Below are 16,463 nucleotides of genomic sequence, written 5' to 3'. Positions count from 1 at the left end.
ACGCACCGGACGCGGTTCCCCGGCCGGCCCGGCTCCGCCCCGCCGATGGATTCGCCCCGGCCCCGCGAGGTACCCGGCCTCCGCTGCGCCGAACGGGGCTGACTTGCCGTCACACGCGCCACGCGGGGAAGCCTCCGGAGGTCAACATCTCATATCTGAGATAACCTCAGTCTCATGTCAGACGACTACCTCGTACGCATCGGCAAGCTCATCCGTGACGCCCGGCAACACCGGGGCTGGACACAGGCGCAACTCGCGGAGGCGCTCGGCACCAGCCAGAGCGCCGTGAACCGCATCGAGCGCGGCAACCAGAACATCAGCCTTGAGATGATCGCCCGAATCGGTGAAGCCCTGGACAGCGAGATCGTGTCGCTGGGCTACGCGGGTCCGATGCATCTGCGCGTGGTCGGCGGCCGCCGCCTGTCCGGCGCCATCGACGTGAAGACCAGCAAGAACGCGTGCGTGGCCCTGCTGTGCGCCTCGCTGCTGAACAAGGGGCGCACGGTGCTGCGCCGGGTGGCCCGCATCGAGGAGGTGTACCGCCTGCTGGAGGTGCTCAACTCCATCGGCGTGCGCACCCGCTGGATCAACGACGGCGTCGACCTGGAACTCGTTCCGCCCGCCGAGCTGGAGATGACGGCGATCGACGCGGAGGCCGCCGTGCGCACCCGCTCGATCATCATGTTCCTCGGCCCGCTGCTGCACCGCGTGGACCACTTCAAGCTGCCGTACGCCGGCGGTTGCGACCTGGGCACGCGGACCATCGAGCCGCACATGATCGCCCTGCGCCGGTTCGGGCTGGACGTCGCGGCCACCGAGGGCCAGTACCACGCCCGGGTGGACCGCTCGGTGCGGCCCACCCGGCCGATCGTCCTGACCGAGCGCGGCGACACGGTGACCGAGAACGCGCTGCTGGCCGCCGCCCGGCACGACGGCGTGACGGTCATCCGCAACGCCTCCTCCAACTACATGGTCCAGGACCTGTGCTTCTTCCTGGAGGCGCTGGGCGTCCGGGTGGAGGGCATCGGCACCACCACGCTCACCGTGCACGGCGTGCCGGACATCGACACCGACGTGGACTACTCCCCCTCCGAGGACCCGGTCGAGGCGATGAGCCTGCTGGCCGCCGCCGTGGTCACCGAGTCGGAGCTGACGGTGCGCCGGGTGCCGATCGAGTTCCTGGAGATCGAGCTGGCGGTCCTGGAGGAGATGGGCCTGGACCACGACCGCGGCGCCGAGTACTGCGCGGACAACGGCCGGACCCGGCTGGTGGACCTGACGGTCCGGCCCTCCAAGCTGGAGGCGCCGATCGACAAGATCCACCCGATGCCGTTCCCCGGCCTGAACATCGACAACGTGCCGTTCTTCGCGGCGATCGCGGCGGTGGCCTCGGGCCAGACGCTCATCCACGACTGGGTCTACGACAACCGCGCGATCTACCTCACCGACCTCAACCGCCTCGGCGGCCGGCTCCAGCTCCTCGACCCGCACCGGGTGCTGGTCGAGGGCCCGACCCGCTGGCGCGCGGCCGAGATGATGTGCCCGCCGGCGCTGCGGCCGGCGGTGGTCGTCCTGCTGGCGATGATGGCGGCCGAGGGCACCTCGGTACTGCGCAACGTCTACGTCATCAACCGCGGTTACGAGGACCTCGCCGAGCGCCTGAACTCGGTCGGCGCCCAGATCGAGATCTTCCGCGACATCTGACCCACGAACACCACCGCACCCCTTCCAGGCCCGCGTCGCGACGGGTCGGGGAGGGGTGCGGTGGCGTGTCCGGGGACGCCGCCGGGGCGCCGGGGGCGTACCCGCGTGCGGGGCCCGCTGATCGGGTGAACGTGAAACGGCCCGGACCGCCGGAAATGCGGGAACGACGGACCGGGCGTGCTTTCGCGGCGGGCGGGCGGGCCGGTGCGAAGTGGCAGCCTGGTGATTGCCTGTCCAAACTGAAACAGGCGGCTCGTGATCAGAGATCCGCCGGCCACCGACATCCACACGTCCTCAGGAGATCCAATGGTGGAGCAGTCCTCCGAGGTCCCCATATCAGGGTCGGATGAACCTGCCGTCTCCATGAGCGACACCGGTCCGACCGGGACGGAGACCGAAAACAGACTCGCGGCCACTCTGGCCGAACTGGTCGGCGCCGATCACGTACCGGCCGAGAGTCATTTCTTCACCGACCTCGGCGCCAATTCACTGGTCATGGCCCAGTTCTGCGCCCGGCTGCGGAAAGACCCCGATCTGCCCTCTCCGTCCATCAGGGACATCTACCGGCACCCCACGGTCCGGAGCCTGACGGCGGCCCTGGCCCCGGCCGCGCCCGCCGCCGTCGACGGGACCGGCCCCCGGCCGGCGCCGGCGGTACCCGCGGCGCCCGCGGCATCCCCGACCCGGCCGAGCCGGGCGGGCCACCTGCTGTGCGGGACCGCCCAGCTGCTGGTCTTCCTCCTCTACTCCCTGGTCTGGGGCTTCGTCACCGCCGCCGGGTACGACTGGATCGCCGCCGGTTCGGGCGCGCTGGAGATATACCTGCGGTCGCTCGTCTTCGGCAGCGGCGGCTTCGTCCTGCTCTGCGTCTTCCCGGTGATCGCCAAATGGCTGCTCGTCGGCCGCTGGAAACCGGACGACTTCCCCCTCTGGAGCCTGGCCTACATGCGCCTGTGGCTGGTCAAGGCGCTGCTGCACGCGAATCCGATGCTGCTCCTCGCCGGCACCCCGCTGTACGTGCTGTACCTGCGGGCGCTCGGCGCGCGGATCGGCAAGGGGGTCACGATCCTCTCCCGCTCCGTCCCGGTCTGCACCGACCTGGTGACGATCGGCGCCGGGACGGTGATCCGCAAGGAGTGCTTCTTCCAGGGCTACCGGGCCCACGCGGGCCGCATCGAGACCGGGCACGTCACCCTCGGCCGGGACGTGTTCATCGGTGAGAAGACCGTCCTGGACATCGACACCGCGATGGGCGACGGCGCGCAGCTCGGCCACTCCTCCGCGCTGCACCGGGGCCAGGCGGTCCCCGCCGGCGCGCACTGGCACGGGTCCCCGGCGGAGCCGACCGGCATCGACTACCTGCGGATCCCGCCCGCCGGGTGCGGCACCGCCCGCCGGGCCTGGTTCGGCACCGCGACGCTGGTGCAACTGCTCGCGGTCTACGTGCCCCTCGCCGTCGGCGGCATCTACATGCTGTTCAAGGAGGTGCCGGCGCTCGGCAAGCGGCTCGACCCGGAGACGGCCGCGGTGTCCCGGCCGGAGCTGGTCCCCGACGCGCTGGCCGTCTCGCTCACGCTGTTCCTCGGCGCCGTCGTCGTCGGCCTGGCCGCCCTGTACGCCGTGCCGCGCCTGCTGAGCCTGGCCATCCGGCCCGACCGGGTCTATCCGCTCTACGGATTGCACTACACACTGCACCGCGCGGCGGCCCGCGTGACCAACATAAAGTTCTACGCCTGGCTCTTCGGGGACAGTTCGTTCATCGTGCATTACCTCAAGGGACTCGGATACGACCTGTCGAAGGTCGAGCAGACCGGTTCCAATTTCGGTACCGAGGTGCAGCACGAAACGCCTTTCCTGGTGTCGGTCGGTACCGGCACGATGATCGCCGACGGACTTTCCCTGATCAATGCCGAATATTCCAGTACGTCTTTCCGGGTGAGCCGGGTCTCGATCGGTCCGCGCAATTTCCTGGGGAACAACATCGCCTATCCCTCGGGCGGCCGGACGGGCGACAACTGCCTGCTCGCGACCAAGGTGATGGTCCCGCTCGACGGCGAGGTCCGCGAGGGCGTGGGCCTGCTCGGTTCGCCGTGTTTCGAGATCCCCCGCTCGGTGGACCGGGACGCGCGGTTCGACCACCTCAGGACGGGCGAGGAACTGCGCCGCCACCTCACCGCGAAGAACCGCTACAACCTGCGCTCGATGGCCTGGATGCTGTTCGCGCGCTGGCTGCACGTCTTCCTGCTCACGCTGCTCGCGCTGGTCTCGGTGGACCTGTACGGCTTCGTCGGCCACGTGGTGATCGCCCTGTACCTGGCGGCGACGCTCGTGCTGTCCACCGCCTACTACATCCTGCTGGAGCGCTGCATGACGGCGTTCCGCCCGCTGCGCCCGCAGCTGTGCTCCATCTACGACCGCACCTTCTGGCTGCACGAGCGGCTGTGGAAGGTGCCGGTCCACTATCTGAACATCTTCAACGGGACCCCCTTCAAGAGCCTCGTGTGGCGGCTGCTGGGCGTCCGCATGGGCAAGCGGGTCTACGACGACGGCTGCTTCGTGACCGAGCGGACCCTCGCCGCCATCGGCGACGAGTGCACCCTGAACGTCGGCACCAAGATCCAGTGCCACTCGCAGGAGGACGGCACCTTCAAGTCCGACACCATCACGCTCCGCGCCGGCTGCACGCTGGGCGTCGCGGCCCACGTGCACTACGGCGTGACCGTCGGCGAGGGCTCGGTGCTGGCCCCCGACTCCTTCCTCATGAAGGGCGAGGAGGTCCCCCCGCGCGCGCAGTGGGGCGGCAACCCGGCCATGGACATGCCCGAGACCCACAGCCGGCCCGGCACCCCCGGCCGGACCGTGCGAGCGGCCGGCGCCACCGCCGGCGCCACGAGTTGAGGAAGGCCATCCGATGGGAACGCGCGTGGAAGCTGACCGGGAGTACTGGCACCGGGTGCTGGCCGCCGGGGGCGTCACCGCCGTACCGCGCTTCGCCGCGGAGCCGGTGCCGGGCACCGGGGAACTGGAAGTGGCGGTGCCCGAGGACGTGACGGCCTCGGTACGCGCCCTGGTGCGGCGCTCGGGGCTGCCGCTCAGCTCCCTGCTGCTGGCGGCGCACGCCAAGGTGCTGGCCGCGCTGTCCGGCGAGCGCGAGGTGGTGACGGGGTACACCGCCGGGGTGCGCGGCGAGCCGCTGCCGTGCCGCCTGGAGGTCCCCCCGGGGTCCTGGCGGACGCTGGTGTCGGCGGCCGAGCGCGCCGAGGCGGACCTGCTGGCGCACCGCGAGTTCCCGGTGGCGGAGCTGCGCCGGGAGACGGGGGCGGACGAGCCGCCGTACGAGGTGGTGTTCGGCCCCATGGGCGCCGAGGAGGCGCACGCGGACGACGGTGTGCTGCACGTGCGCTGGTGCGAACGCGGCGGTCGGCTGGTGCTGCGCCTGCGTCACCGCACGGACGTGCTGGACGCCGACGCCGCGGCCCGCGTCGGCGGCTACCACCTGAAGGCCCTGCGGCTCCTCGCGGCGGGACCGGACGCCGACCACGGCCCGCAGAGCCTGCTGTCGGCCGGTGAGGTGCGCGAGCAGCTCGAAGGGCTGGCGGGACCGGACCGGCCGCTGCCGGACGCCCGCGCGCACGAGCTGTTCGAGCAGCGGGTACGGGCCCGTCCGGACGCGGTGGCCGCGGTGCACGGCGAGCGCGCGTGGACGTACGCGGAGCTGAACGCGCGCGCCAACCGGCTGGCGCGGGCGCTGCTGGACCGCGGGCTGGGCCCGGAGGACGTGGTCGCCGTCGTCACCGAACGCAACCTGGACTGGCTGGCGGCGACGCTCGCGGTGTTCAAGGCGGGCGGTGTGTACCTGCCGATCGAGCCGCACTTCCCGGCCGGGCGGATCGCGGCCATGCTGTCGCGGGCGCGGTGCCGGCTGGTCCTCACCGAGGCCGGCAGCACGGCGACCCTGGACGAGGCGCTGGCCACCGTGCCCGGGACCGAGCGGCTGCCGGTCGAGACGGCGTACGCGGAACCGCACGGCGACACCGACCCCGGGGTGCGGATCGACGCCGGCCGGCTGGCCTACATCTACTTCACCTCCGGCTCCACCGGCGAGCCGAAGGGGGCGATGTGCGAGCACGCGGGCCTGCTCAACCACCTATTCGCCAAGATCGACGACCTGGGGATCGGCGAGGACTCCGTGGTGGCGCAGACGGCCCCGCAGTGCTTCGACATCTCGCTGTGGCAGCTCGTGTCCGCGCTGCTGGTCGGCGGGCGGACCCTGCTGGTCGGCCAGGACGTGGTCGTGGACGTGGAGCGGTTCGTGGACACGCTGGAGCGCGGCCGGGTCGCGGTGGCCCAGGTCGTGCCCTCCTACCTGGAGGTCGTGGTCTCCTACCTGGAGCAGCACCCCCGCGCGCTGCCGGACCTGCGCTGCGTGTCGGTGACCGGGGAGGCGCTCAAGCGGGAGCTGATCCAGCGCTGGTTCGCGATCCAGCCGGGGATCCGGCTGCTCAACGCCTACGGGCTGACCGAGACGTCGGACGACACCAACCACGAGGTCCTCCGGGCGGTGCCGGAGCGGGTGCTGCTCGGCCGCGCGGTGAACAACGTACGGGTCTACGTCGTGGACGAGCAGCTCGCGCTGGTCCCCCTGGGCGCACCGGGGCTGATCGCCTTCTCCGGTGTCTGCGTGGGCCGGGGGTACGTCAACGACCCCGAGCGGACCCGGGAGGCCTACCGCACGGACCCGTACCGGCCCGGTGAGCGGCTCTACCTGGGCGGCGACCGGGGCCGCTGGCACCCCGGCGGCAAGCTGGAGTTCCTCGGCCGCCGGGACAACCAGGTGAAGATCCGCGGCTTCCGGATCGAGATCGGCGAGATCGAGAACACCCTGCTGCGGGTGGACGGGGTGCGGGACGGCGCGGTCGTCGTCGTCGAGCGGGGCGGCGGGAACAAGCACCTGATCGCCTTCCACACCGGCCGGCGCCACGAGCCGGACGTGCTGCGCGAGGCGCTCGCCGCGGCGCTGCCCGCCTACATGGTGCCCTCGGCCTTCCACTGGCGGGACGGGCTGCCGCTGACCGCCAACGGCAAGATCGACCGCAAGGCGCTGACCGCGCTGGCCGAACGGACCGAACCGGCCGCGCGGACCGCGGGGCCGGAGGATGCGCGCGAGGAGCCGCTGAGCCCGGCCGAGCGGCGGCTGGCGGCCGCCTGGGCGGAGCTGCTGGGCGTGCCCGAGCACCGGATCGGCCGGACGGACCACTTCTTCGACTCCGGCGGCACCTCCCTGACGGCCGTCAAGCTCAGCGTCGCCCTGGACCGCGCGGTGTCGCTGAAGGACATCACCCGCCATCCGGTCCTCGCCGACCTGGCCGCCGTCCTCGACGGCACCGCCCGGCGGCGCCCGGGGCTGCTGCAACCCGTGTCGGAGGCGGGCGGTGCCGCGCCGGACACGGCGCTGGTGTGCTTCCCGCACGCGGGCGGCAACGCGGTCAACTTCCGGCCGATGGCGGCCGCGCTGGCATCCGGCGGCCCGGCGGTCCTCGCGGTGGACCTGCCCGGTCACGACCCGGCGGCGCACCGCGAGCCGTTCGCGCCGATCGCGGAGGTGGCCGGCCGGGTCGCCGCCGAGATCGCGGCCCGCGGCCTGACCCGGGTCATGCTGTGGGGCCACTCGTCGGGCGCGGCACCGGCCCTGGAGACCGCCCTGCGGCTCCAGGAGCGGGGCGTGCGGGTGACGCGGGTGTTCCTCGGCGCACAGCTCCTCGGCACCGCCGCCGAGCGGAGCGCCGCCGTCGCCGGGCTGACGGCCCGCACCGACGCGGAGATCGCGGCGGGGCTGACCGCGGACAGCGGCTACCCGGAACTCGCCGAACTGAACGAGCGGCACGCCGGGCACATCGGCGCCGCCTACCGGCACGACTGCGTGGCCGCGCACCGCTGGTTCCTGGCCGCCCTCGCCTCCCCGCCGCCGGTGAAGCTGTCCGCGCCGGTCACCGTGGTCGTCGCGGCCGACGACCCGCACACGGCCGGCCACGCGGAACGCCACCGCGACTGGCTGCTGCTGGCCGACCACGTCGACCTGCACGAACTGCCCGACGGCGGCCACTACTTCCTCCGCACCCGCCCGGCCGAGGCGGCGCGCGCCGTGCTGAGCACGGCCGTGCCCCTGGCCTCCACCTGAGAGGCCCGTATCCCTCCATCCGACGGCCTACCCGAAAGGAAACCGAGATGCCGTCCTCATCCCTGGCAGCACCACTCGACGTGGAGCTGCGGCCGGACCGGCCCGCGCTGCTGCGCGTCGATCCGCCGGACGACCCCGCGAGCTGGGCGGCCGAGCACCGCGACGCGCTGCGGGCGCAGGTCACCGAGCACGGGGCGCTGCTCGTGCGCGGTCTGGGCCTGACGGACACCGACCGGGCCGGTGCCGTCTTCACGCGGCTGGCCGGCGCCCTCATGACGGAGACCGAGGCGTTCGCGCCCCGCGAGTCCGAGGGCCCCGGGCTGTACTCGTCCACGCCGTGGCCGGCCAACCAGCCGATGTGCATGCACCACGAGCTGAGCTATCCGCTGGAGGTGCCCGGCCTGATGCTGTTCGCCTGCCTGACCGCGCCCGAGCAGGGCGGGGCGACGGCGGTGGCCGACGCCGAGCAGGTCCTGGCGGCCCTGCCCGCCGAGCTGACGGAACGGTTCGAGCGCGAGGGCTGGCTGCTCACCCGCACCTACAACGAGGAGATCGGGGCGTCCCTGGCGGAGTCCTTCGGCACCGACGACCGCGCCGGCGTCGAGAGCTACTGCCGGGACCACGCCATCGACTTCACCTGGCTGCCCGACGGCTCGCTGCGCACCGAACAGCGCCGCCCCGCCGTCGTACGGCACCCGGTCACGGGCCGGCGCTGCTGGTTCAACCAGATCGCCTTCCTCAACGAGTGGACGCTGGCCCCCGAGGTGCGCGAGTACCTGGTGGACGAGTACGGCGCGGACGGCCTGCCGTTCAACACCCGCTTCGGGGACGGCACCCCGATCGGTGAGGACGTCGTCCGGACCGTCAACGCCATCTACGAGCGGCACACCCGGCGCGAGCCCTGGCAGGCCGGTGACCTGATGCTGGTGGACAACATCCGTACCGCGCACAGCCGGGAGCCGTTCACCGGCGACCGGCGGGTGGTGGTCGGCATGGCCGAGCCGCTGCGCCCGGCCGACGGCCGCCCCGCCCCCGAGGGGAGCCCGCGATGACCGATCTGCTGTCGTCCACCGCCCGTGCGGAGGAGTCCGGGCCGCCCGCCGTGCCGGGCTTCGCCGTGATCTCCGGCGAGCAGGTGAAGAAGGCGCTGGAGGGGTCCGAGAGGCAGCTCGTGGAGCTGGTCGAGGCCACCTACCGGCTGCACGGCGCGGGGGACTCGGTGAACCCGCCGTCGTACTTCCTGCGCTTCCCGGACCGGCCGTCGGCGCGGATCATCGCGCTGCCGGCGTCCATCGGGGGTTCCGTCCGCGTGGACGGCCTGAAGTGGATCTCCAGCTTCCCGGAGAACGTGCGGTCCGGGCTCCCCCGGGCCTCCGCGGTGCTGATCCTCAACGACCACGACACGGGCTACCCGTTCGCCTGCCTGGAGAGTTCGATCATCAGCGCGACCAGGACCGCCGCGTCCGCCGCGCTGGCGGCCGACTGGCTCAGCCGCGACCGGCCCCGGCCCCGCCGCGTCGGCTTCTGCGGCACGGGACTGATCGCCCGCTACATCCACACCTTCCTGGCGCGCACCGGCTTCACCTTCGACGCGATCGGCGTGCACGACCTCTCCGCGGACAGCACGGAGGGCTTCTGCGGCTACCTGCGGCAGTCCGGGGCCACCGAGCCGGTCGTCGTCCACGACAGCGCGGAGAGCCTCGTGCGCGACAGCGACCTGGTGGTCTTCGCCACCGTCGCGGGCCGGCCGCACGTCTCGGCGCCGGGCTGGTTCCGCCACAACCCGCTGGTCCTGCACGTGTCCCTGCGCGACCTCGCCCCCGAGGTCCTGCTCGCCTCGGCGAACTTCGTCGACGACGTCGACCACTGCCTGAAGGCGGACACCTCGCCGCACCTGGCCGAGCAGCGCACCGGCAACCGGGACTTCCTCAACGGCACGCTCAACGACGTGATGCTGGGCCGGGCCGCCCCGCCGCAGGACCAGCCGGTCATCTTCTCGCCCTTCGGCCTCGGCGTCCTCGACCTGGCCGTCGGCAAGTACGTCTACGACCGAGTGGCCCGGGCGGGCGAGCTCCGCCTCATCGACGACTTCTTCCACGACCTGCGCCGGTTCGGCTGAGGCCGCGTCCTCAGCCCTGGTTCCAGGAGGCCCGCCGTGCCCGTCATCACCGCTCCCCACGCTTTCAACGAAGGAAGTCTCTTCGTCGATCTGGAGTCGATATTCGGATACCGCCTCTACCTCAAGTGCGAGGGTTTCAACTTCGCCGGCTCCATCAAGCTGAAGGCCGCGAAGGAGATGGTGGAGAGCGCCGAGCGGGACGGGAGCCTGACGCCGGATTCCATCCTCGTCGAGTCCTCCTCGGGCAACCTGGGCGTCGCGCTCAGCATGATCGCCGCCAGCAAGGGCTACCGGTTCCTGTGCGTGACGGACTCCCGGTGCAACCTGTCGACGAAACTGCTGATGGAGGCCCTGGGCAGCCAGGTGCACGTCGTGACGGACCTGGACTCCAACGGCGGCTTCCTGGGCACGCGGCTGGAGTACGTCCGGTCGCTGTGCGCGTCCGACGAGCGGTACGTGTGGCTCAGCCAGTACACCAACGCGGGGAACTGGCGGTCCCACTTCCGCACGACGGCGCCGGAGATAGCCGGCCAGTTCCCGCGCCTGGACGTGCTGTTCCTCGGCACGGGGACGGCCGGCACCCTGATGGGCTGCGCGCGCTACTTCCGCGAGTGGCACCGGCCGGTGCGGATCGTGGCCGTGGACAGCGTCGGCTCGGTGGCCTTCGGCGGCAAGCCGGGCCGGCGCATGATCCCCGGCCTGGGCATGAGCATGCGGCCCCCGCTGCTCGACGAGTCCTACGTCGACGAGGTGATCCGGGTGGAGGAGGCCGACACCATCCGCACCTGTCACCGCCTGGCCCGGCGGGGCTTCCTGTTCGGCGGCTCCACCGGGACCGTGGTCAGCGCGGCGACGGAGTGGCTGGCCCGGCACGACCGGGGCGGCCTCACCGCGGTGGCCGTCGCGCCGGACCTCGGCGAGCGCTACCTCGACACCATCTACCAGACCAACTGGCTCCAGGACCTCTACGGCGAGGAGCTCCTGGACTCCGCCCGGCTGGACCCCCGGGCCTGCTGGGACGGGAACCCCGCGTCGCGGATGCCGGGGGGCCACGGGAGGCCGTAGGGTCCTGCCCCGCTCAGGGCTCCGGGCTCAGGTCTCGGCGAGGGCTGCGGCCCGGGACCGCCACGGGATCCAGAAGGCGGTCACCGTGACGATCAGGGCCGAGAGGGCCACCGTGGCCATCCCGAGGGTGAGGTTGGCCGCGCCCGCCACGAAGCCGATCAGCGCCGGGCCGCCCAGCAGCCCGGTGGTGCCCATCGCGGCGACCAGGGCGAGGGCGTCCGGGCCGCGTTCGGCCGCCGCCACGTAGACGCACGGGGTGACGGCCGCCGCGCCGAGGCCGACGCAGGCGAAGCCGAGCAGGGTGGGGACCACGCCGCCGGCGAGCAGGGCGAGGGCCAGACCGGCGGCGGCCACCGCGCTGCCGACGCGCACGACCCGGCCGTCGCCCCAGCGGGTGCGCCAGCGGTCCGCCAGCACCCGGGCCAGCAGCATCATCACCGAGACGACGGCGATGCCGAGCGGGGCGACGCTCGCCGACGCCTCGACGACGTCCTTCAGGTAGAGCGTCGACCAGTCGTTCATCGCCCCCTCGGTGACCGTGCCGAACGCCATGGCGCAGCCCATGAGGAGGGTCGTGCCGGAGGTGAGGGCGCGGCGGACGCTGCTCTTCGGCCCGTCCGCGGCGGCCGAGCCCGGCCCGTCGTGGGCGAGCAGGCCCGGCCGGGCCACGCCGAGCAGGAGCAGCAGCAGGGCCCCGGCGACGGCGAAGTGGGCCGGGACGGAGCCGGTCAGGGCGGTGGTGCCGGAGGCCAGCAGGGCGGCGGCGAGCAGCCCGGCGCTGAACGTGGCGTGCAGCTGGGACATCGCGGTGCGGTCGTACGCCTTCTCCAGCGCGGCGCCCTGCGCGTTCATGGCGACGTTGAGGCAGCCGACGGCGACCCCGTCGGCCGCCACCGCGAGCAGGGCCGACGGGTAGTCCGGTACGACGGACAGGGCCGCGAGGACCGCGACGAGGCACCCGGCGGAGAGCAGGGACAGCCGCCGGGAGCCGAGCCGGCGCATCAGGACGGCGACCAGCGGGAAGGAGACCGCGGCACCGGCCCCGCAGGCCATCAGCAGCAGCCCCACCTCGCCGGCCCCCAGGTCCAGCCGGGTCTTCAGCGCGGGCAGCCGGGAGATCCAGGTGCCGTACTGGAAGCCGAGGAAGCAGAACAGCGCCGCGATGGACCACTTGGCCCGCGCGAAGGACGGCTCGGGCATCAGACGGCCTCCCGGGCCTCGTACGGGTGGGACAGGGCGGCGACCTCGGCCGACATGTAGACCGCGCCGCTGCCGTAGTCCGGCGGGACCGGGGCCGCCGGGTGGGCGAGGTAGCCGTTGGCGCGCCAGAACGGCTCCTTGTCGCCGACGGCGACCAGCGAGACGGTCTCGAAGCCGCGGGCGCGGGCCGCCCCGGCCAGGTGGCGCACGAGCCGGGTGCCGAGTCCCCGGCGGCGCAGCGGCTCGCTGACGACCAGGTCGTGCAGGTGCAGGTTGGTGGTGTGGTGGACGGTCTGTTCGGGACGGGTCAGGTCCGGGCAGCGGAACCGGGGGTAGGGCAGGGCGAGGAGGTAGCCGGCGAGCCGGCCGTCGTGGTCGAGGACGAAGCAGGTGCCGGCCGAGGCGCGCACCCGGGAGCGCAGCAGGTGCTCGCCCTCGGCGAGGGAGAGACCGGCGTACGCCTCGCTCTCCAGGGCCACGAGCCCGGGCCAGTCGGCCTCGGCGACGCCCCGTACGAGGTCGCTCATGTCAGTGGTGTCCTTCCGGGGGCACGTGTGCACACGCACGGCAGCGGGCGGAAGCCGTTGAAGCCCTGGGTCGTGTAGCTGGTGGCGTAGGCGCCGGCGGACAGGATCCAGACCGGGTCGCCGGAGGCCAGGGCGCGGGGGACGCGCACCGGGTACAGGCCGCCGCCGTAGGCGTCGTCGCTGTCGCAGGTGGGACCGGCGACGACGGCGGGCACGTGGTCCCCGGCGCCGTGCTCCGGGCCCGGGTGCGTGGGGAAGACCAGCCGGTGGTGCACCTGGTCCATCTCGTACAGGCCGTTGTACTTCCCGGCGCTCAGGTACAGCCAGCGGACCCGGGTGCCGTCGGGCTGGGCCCGCTCGGTCAGCCGGTAGACGTGGGCGCGCACGGCGCCGTGGTCGGCGACCAGGTGGCGCCCGGGCTCCATGACGAGGCCGAGCGGGGCCGCGGCCAGGCCGTTCAGCCGTGCCCGGCCCTCCCGGATCACCGCGAACATCTTGTCCAGCGGCGGGTCGAGGGGGGCGCCGCGCCGGTCGAGGTAGCCGCGCGCGGGCAGCCCGCCGCCGAGGTTGACGTGGTCCGGCGCGATCCCCAGCCCGGCCAGGGCCGCGAGCGTCCCGGCGAGCGAGTCCAGGGCCTGCTGCCAGGCCTCGCCGGTCATCTGCTGGGAGCCGACGTGCACGGACAGGCCCGCCGGGACGAGCCCGGTGTCGCGGGCGGTGCCGAGGATCCGGACGGCGTCCTCGGGCGAGCAGCCGAACTTGCGGCTCAGGCCCCACAGGGCGCCGTCCCCGCTGGTGGTCAGGCGGCAGAAGACCCGGGCGCCGGGGGCGTGCCGGGCGATCGCGGCGACGTCCTCGGCGCTGTCGGTGGCGAAGGTGCGGATGCCCAGGCGGTGGGCCTCGGCGATGTCGTGGTCGGACTTGACGGTGTTGCCGTAGTGGATGCGGTCCGGCGGTGCGCCGGCGCGGAGGGCCTGGGTGATCTCGGCGGGGCTGGCCGCGTCGAAGCCGGCGCCGCGCCGCGCGAGGGAGCGCAGGACCTCGTCGACCGGGCAGGCCTTGAGGGCGAAGCGGACGTCGACGCCCGGGAGTTCGGCCAGCAGGGCGTCGTACTGGTGCTCGATGCCGGTGAGGTCGTAGACGATGCGGTCGGTCTCGGCGGTGGCGAGTGCGGGGCCGAGGGGGACGCCGAGGGGGCCGGCGGACGTGCCGGGTCCGGTCCTCGGGTGGCCGCGGGTGCAGCGCGGCCGGTCGCGCAGTTCGCCGCGCGTCGTGTGGGCGTTCATGTACGGGCTGCCTCGATCAGTGCGGGCCATGCGTCGATCAGGTGGGCGAAGTCGTGGATGTCCTGTTCCGCCTCGTCGAGCAGCCGCTCGCGTGCTCCGGCGAGTTCGTCGGCGAACCGCGCGTACCGGCCGCCCAGTTTCCGGTACGCCGTGTCCACCCGGTCCAGGCGCCAGACGTTCTCGGCGCGGTCCGCGTCCGTGCTCTCCCGCAGCAGCCGTGCGATCCGGTCGGGCCGGACGTGCTGGCGGGCGTCCAGCAGCCCGGCGCCCTCGGCGGCCATCCGCTCGTAGACCCGGTGGAAGTAGAGCATCGACAGCAGGAACTTCACGAAGCGTCTCTGGTAGCCGAGGAAGCCGGCGTCGGTGCGGCGCTCGGGGGTGTAGAAGTTCTCGATGTGCCGGTTGTGCAGGATGCCGGGGAGCGTGGCGTCGTGGATCAGGTGGGTGAGGAAGTAGTCGCTGCCGATGGTGTCGGTCGCCGGGGGCAGCGGCACCCGCTCGTACACGTCGTGGTGGAAGGCGATGTTGCACATGTCGATCCGCATCGGGTCGACGAGGGCCAGGGTGGAGTCGTCGCCGGTGAAGGGGGCGGTGCCCGCTCCGGTGAAGGACTCCTCGACCAGCGCGCGCCGTTCCTCCGGGGAGGCGTCGGCGGGCGCCCACAGGCCGACCACGTCGTGGTAGACGCCTTCGTCCAGGCTCCGTATCCCGCCGATGTCCACGGAGAGTTCGCCGATGAAGGAGGCGCCGGCCAGCGACACCGGGCGGCCGGCGAGGGCCGGGTCGAGCACGGTGCGGGTGACGGCGGGCGACGCCTCGCCGGCGGGGCGGCCCAGCCAGGGCAGTTCGTGGTGGACGGGGAACACCGGCTCGCCGGCGTGCACCTGGTAGCTGCTGTCGGAGTCCCGGCGGTGCACGGAGTCGCACCCGAGGGCGGCGGCCAGCAGGAAGGCGCGGTTGGTGCAGGCGCCGTAGGAGACGCCGGGCGGGAGCATGAGGTCCAGCAGCCGGTCGGGGTCGGGCCGCCCGGCGGCCCGGACGGTCCGGCGCAGGAAGTCGCGCTGCCGCTGTTCGTCGAGGTGGTGGACGGTCACGCCGGGCTCCGGGGGCAGCGCGGCGACGGTGCGCGTGTGCTCGGCGCGGGTCCGGTCGTCGGCGGAGTCCAGGATCAGGAGCTGCACGTCGGCGCCGTGGTGGCGGGCGGCGTAGCGGGCTTCCGCGTGCAGGGCGGTGATGGTGGCGGAGCAGGCCCGGTTGGTGGGCAGGCAGAGGCAGATCCGGTTCACCGGGTGCCTTCCGCGGCCCAGGAGTCGAGGCCGAGCAGCCGGCGCCCCAGGTCGTTCAGTTCGGCGGGGCCGTAGCGCCGGGCCTCCGGTTCGCGGGCGTCGCCGAGCAGGGTGCCGTTCCAGTCGGGGGTGGCGAGGGTGCGCCAGGAGTGCACGCGGGAGTCGCGCAGGACCGTGTGCTCCTCCAGGGCGGGCATCATCGACAGGTACTGGACGGCCCTGACGTCGTTGTCAGCGAGGTTGGGACCGACGCCGTGGGCGAGCAGCCCGTTGAAGATGAGCAGGTCACCGGCCTGCAGGTCGGGGCGGACCACCGGGAACTCGGCGCGGTCGACGGCCGGCCGGACGGGGTCGCGGCCGGGCGGCTGGGCGACCCGCCACTCCTCGAAGCGGTGGAAGAGTTCCGGGGCGCATTGGAAACCGCCGAGTTCGGGGCGGGTGTCGGTGAGCGCGATGATGCCCTGGACGCGCTGCGGCAGCACGGCGAGGGTGGTGTCGACGTCCCAGTGCAGCTCGATGTCGAAGCCCTCGTCGGTGGGCTCGATCAGGGAGCGCGAACGGGTGGAGCGGTTGGGCGGGTTGAGGTTGAGCCGGTCCAGCGTGACCCAGAGTTCCGGGCTGTCCCAGACGTCCACGAAGGCGTCGTACACGCGCTGGTTCTGCCGGCTGTCCCAGATGAGCTGGTGGTGGTACGCCTCGACGAAGCCGTAGATGTAGAGGTGCCGGTCGAGTTCCGAGCGGAACTCGGGCTCCTCGTACCAGGTGTCGGGGCGGTCGGGGTCCAGGCCCTGGAACCGCCAGGCGAAGTCGAGCAGGTCCTTGGCCTCGCCGGGGGTGATGGCCTCGCGTACGACGACGTAGCCGTACTTCTGCCAGAAGGCGAAGTCCTCTTCGGACAGCACGCGCAGCGGCTGGGTCTTCTCCAGGTCGCGCAGCGGGGTCGGGGCGAGGTAGGTCTCGCCGTCGGCGCTGAAGTACGGGCGGCCGGTCGCCGCTCGGTGCAGGTGGGGGGTGGGCTTGTGCATACGTTCACTCCGGGTCGGTCGGTACGACAACACCTTGGGGTCGAACGAGACGTGTGCCGGTGGCGGGAGCCGG

General features: G+C 72.9%; 10 protein-coding genes and 1 pseudogene. 6 read left to right on the top strand and 5 right to left on the bottom strand.

The genetic code is table 11. The features are described 5' to 3' along the window. The first annotated feature begins 174 nt into the window (after positions 1–174). The 6 genes from ACZ4K2_RS25580 (at position 175) to sbnA (ending at position 11,066) form a co-directional block, all read left to right on the top strand. Entirely contained in the window at positions 175–1,704 is a 1,530-nt protein-coding gene (locus ACZ4K2_RS25580) for a helix-turn-helix domain-containing protein (protein ID WP_467475929.1), read from the top strand. Positions 1,705–2,067: 363 nt separating this feature from the next. Continuing rightward, entirely contained in the window at positions 2,068–4,602 is a 2,535-nt protein-coding gene (locus tag ACZ4K2_RS25575) for a Pls/PosA family non-ribosomal peptide synthetase (protein WP_467475930.1), read from the top strand. Positions 4,603–4,615: 13 nt separating this feature from the next. Next, a complete protein-coding gene (locus ACZ4K2_RS25570; RefSeq protein ID WP_467475931.1) occupies positions 4,616–7,882 on the top strand; it encodes a non-ribosomal peptide synthetase in 3,267 nt (1,088 codons plus the stop codon). A 47-nt stretch (positions 7,883–7,929) separates the two neighbouring features. Beyond that, complete coding sequence (locus tag ACZ4K2_RS25565) at positions 7,930–8,934, top strand: TauD/TfdA family dioxygenase (RefSeq protein ID WP_467475932.1); 1,005 nt, start codon at positions 7,930–7,932, stop codon at positions 8,932–8,934. Next, positions 8,931–10,001 (top strand): 2,3-diaminopropionate biosynthesis protein SbnB, encoded by a 1,071-nt coding sequence (gene sbnB, locus ACZ4K2_RS25560; RefSeq protein WP_467475933.1) that lies wholly within the window; start codon positions 8,931–8,933, stop codon positions 9,999–10,001. The genes ACZ4K2_RS25565 and sbnB overlap by 4 nt, the downstream gene beginning before the upstream one ends. A gap of 36 nt (positions 10,002–10,037) precedes the next feature. After that, entirely contained in the window at positions 10,038–11,066 is a 1,029-nt protein-coding gene (sbnA, locus tag ACZ4K2_RS25555; protein WP_467475934.1) for a 2,3-diaminopropionate biosynthesis protein SbnA, read from the top strand. Positions 11,067–11,093: 27 nt separating this feature from the next. Here the strand turns inward: sbnA and ACZ4K2_RS25550 are convergent, their stop codons facing one another. The 5 genes and pseudogenes from ACZ4K2_RS25550 to ACZ4K2_RS25530 all read right to left on the bottom strand — a co-directional run bounded on the left by ACZ4K2_RS25550 (position 11,094) and on the right by ACZ4K2_RS25530 (position 16,390). Then, positions 11,094–12,395 carry an MFS transporter gene (locus ACZ4K2_RS25550; protein ID WP_467476085.1) on the bottom strand — a complete coding sequence of 434 codons (1,302 nt, stop codon included), beginning with the start codon at positions 12,393–12,395 and terminating at the stop codon, positions 11,094–11,096. Next, positions 12,299–12,793: pseudogene (locus ACZ4K2_RS25545) on the bottom strand (GNAT family N-acetyltransferase); the annotation flags it as partial. The pseudogene ACZ4K2_RS25545 and the gene ACZ4K2_RS25550, both read right to left, overlap by 97 nt. Then, on the bottom strand, positions 12,790–14,079 hold the full coding sequence (locus ACZ4K2_RS25540; protein WP_467475935.1) for a type III PLP-dependent enzyme: 1,290 nt from the start codon (positions 14,077–14,079) through the stop codon (positions 12,790–12,792). The gene ACZ4K2_RS25540 and the pseudogene ACZ4K2_RS25545, both read right to left, overlap by 4 nt. Then, on the bottom strand, positions 14,076–15,365 hold the full coding sequence (locus ACZ4K2_RS25535) for a DUF6271 family protein (protein WP_467475936.1): 1,290 nt from the start codon (positions 15,363–15,365) through the stop codon (positions 14,076–14,078). The genes ACZ4K2_RS25540 and ACZ4K2_RS25535 overlap by 4 nt, the downstream gene beginning before the upstream one ends. Further along, positions 15,362–16,390 (bottom strand): phytanoyl-CoA dioxygenase family protein, encoded by a 1,029-nt coding sequence (locus ACZ4K2_RS25530; RefSeq protein ID WP_467475937.1) that lies wholly within the window; start codon positions 16,388–16,390, stop codon positions 15,362–15,364. Before ACZ4K2_RS25530 ends, ACZ4K2_RS25535 begins: the two co-directional genes overlap by 4 nt. Positions 16,391–16,463: the final 73 nt, after the last annotated feature.

Source organism: Streptomyces sp. NPDC025833, assembly GCF_055558055.1.
This window is presented reverse-complemented; position numbering and strand designations above follow the sequence as displayed.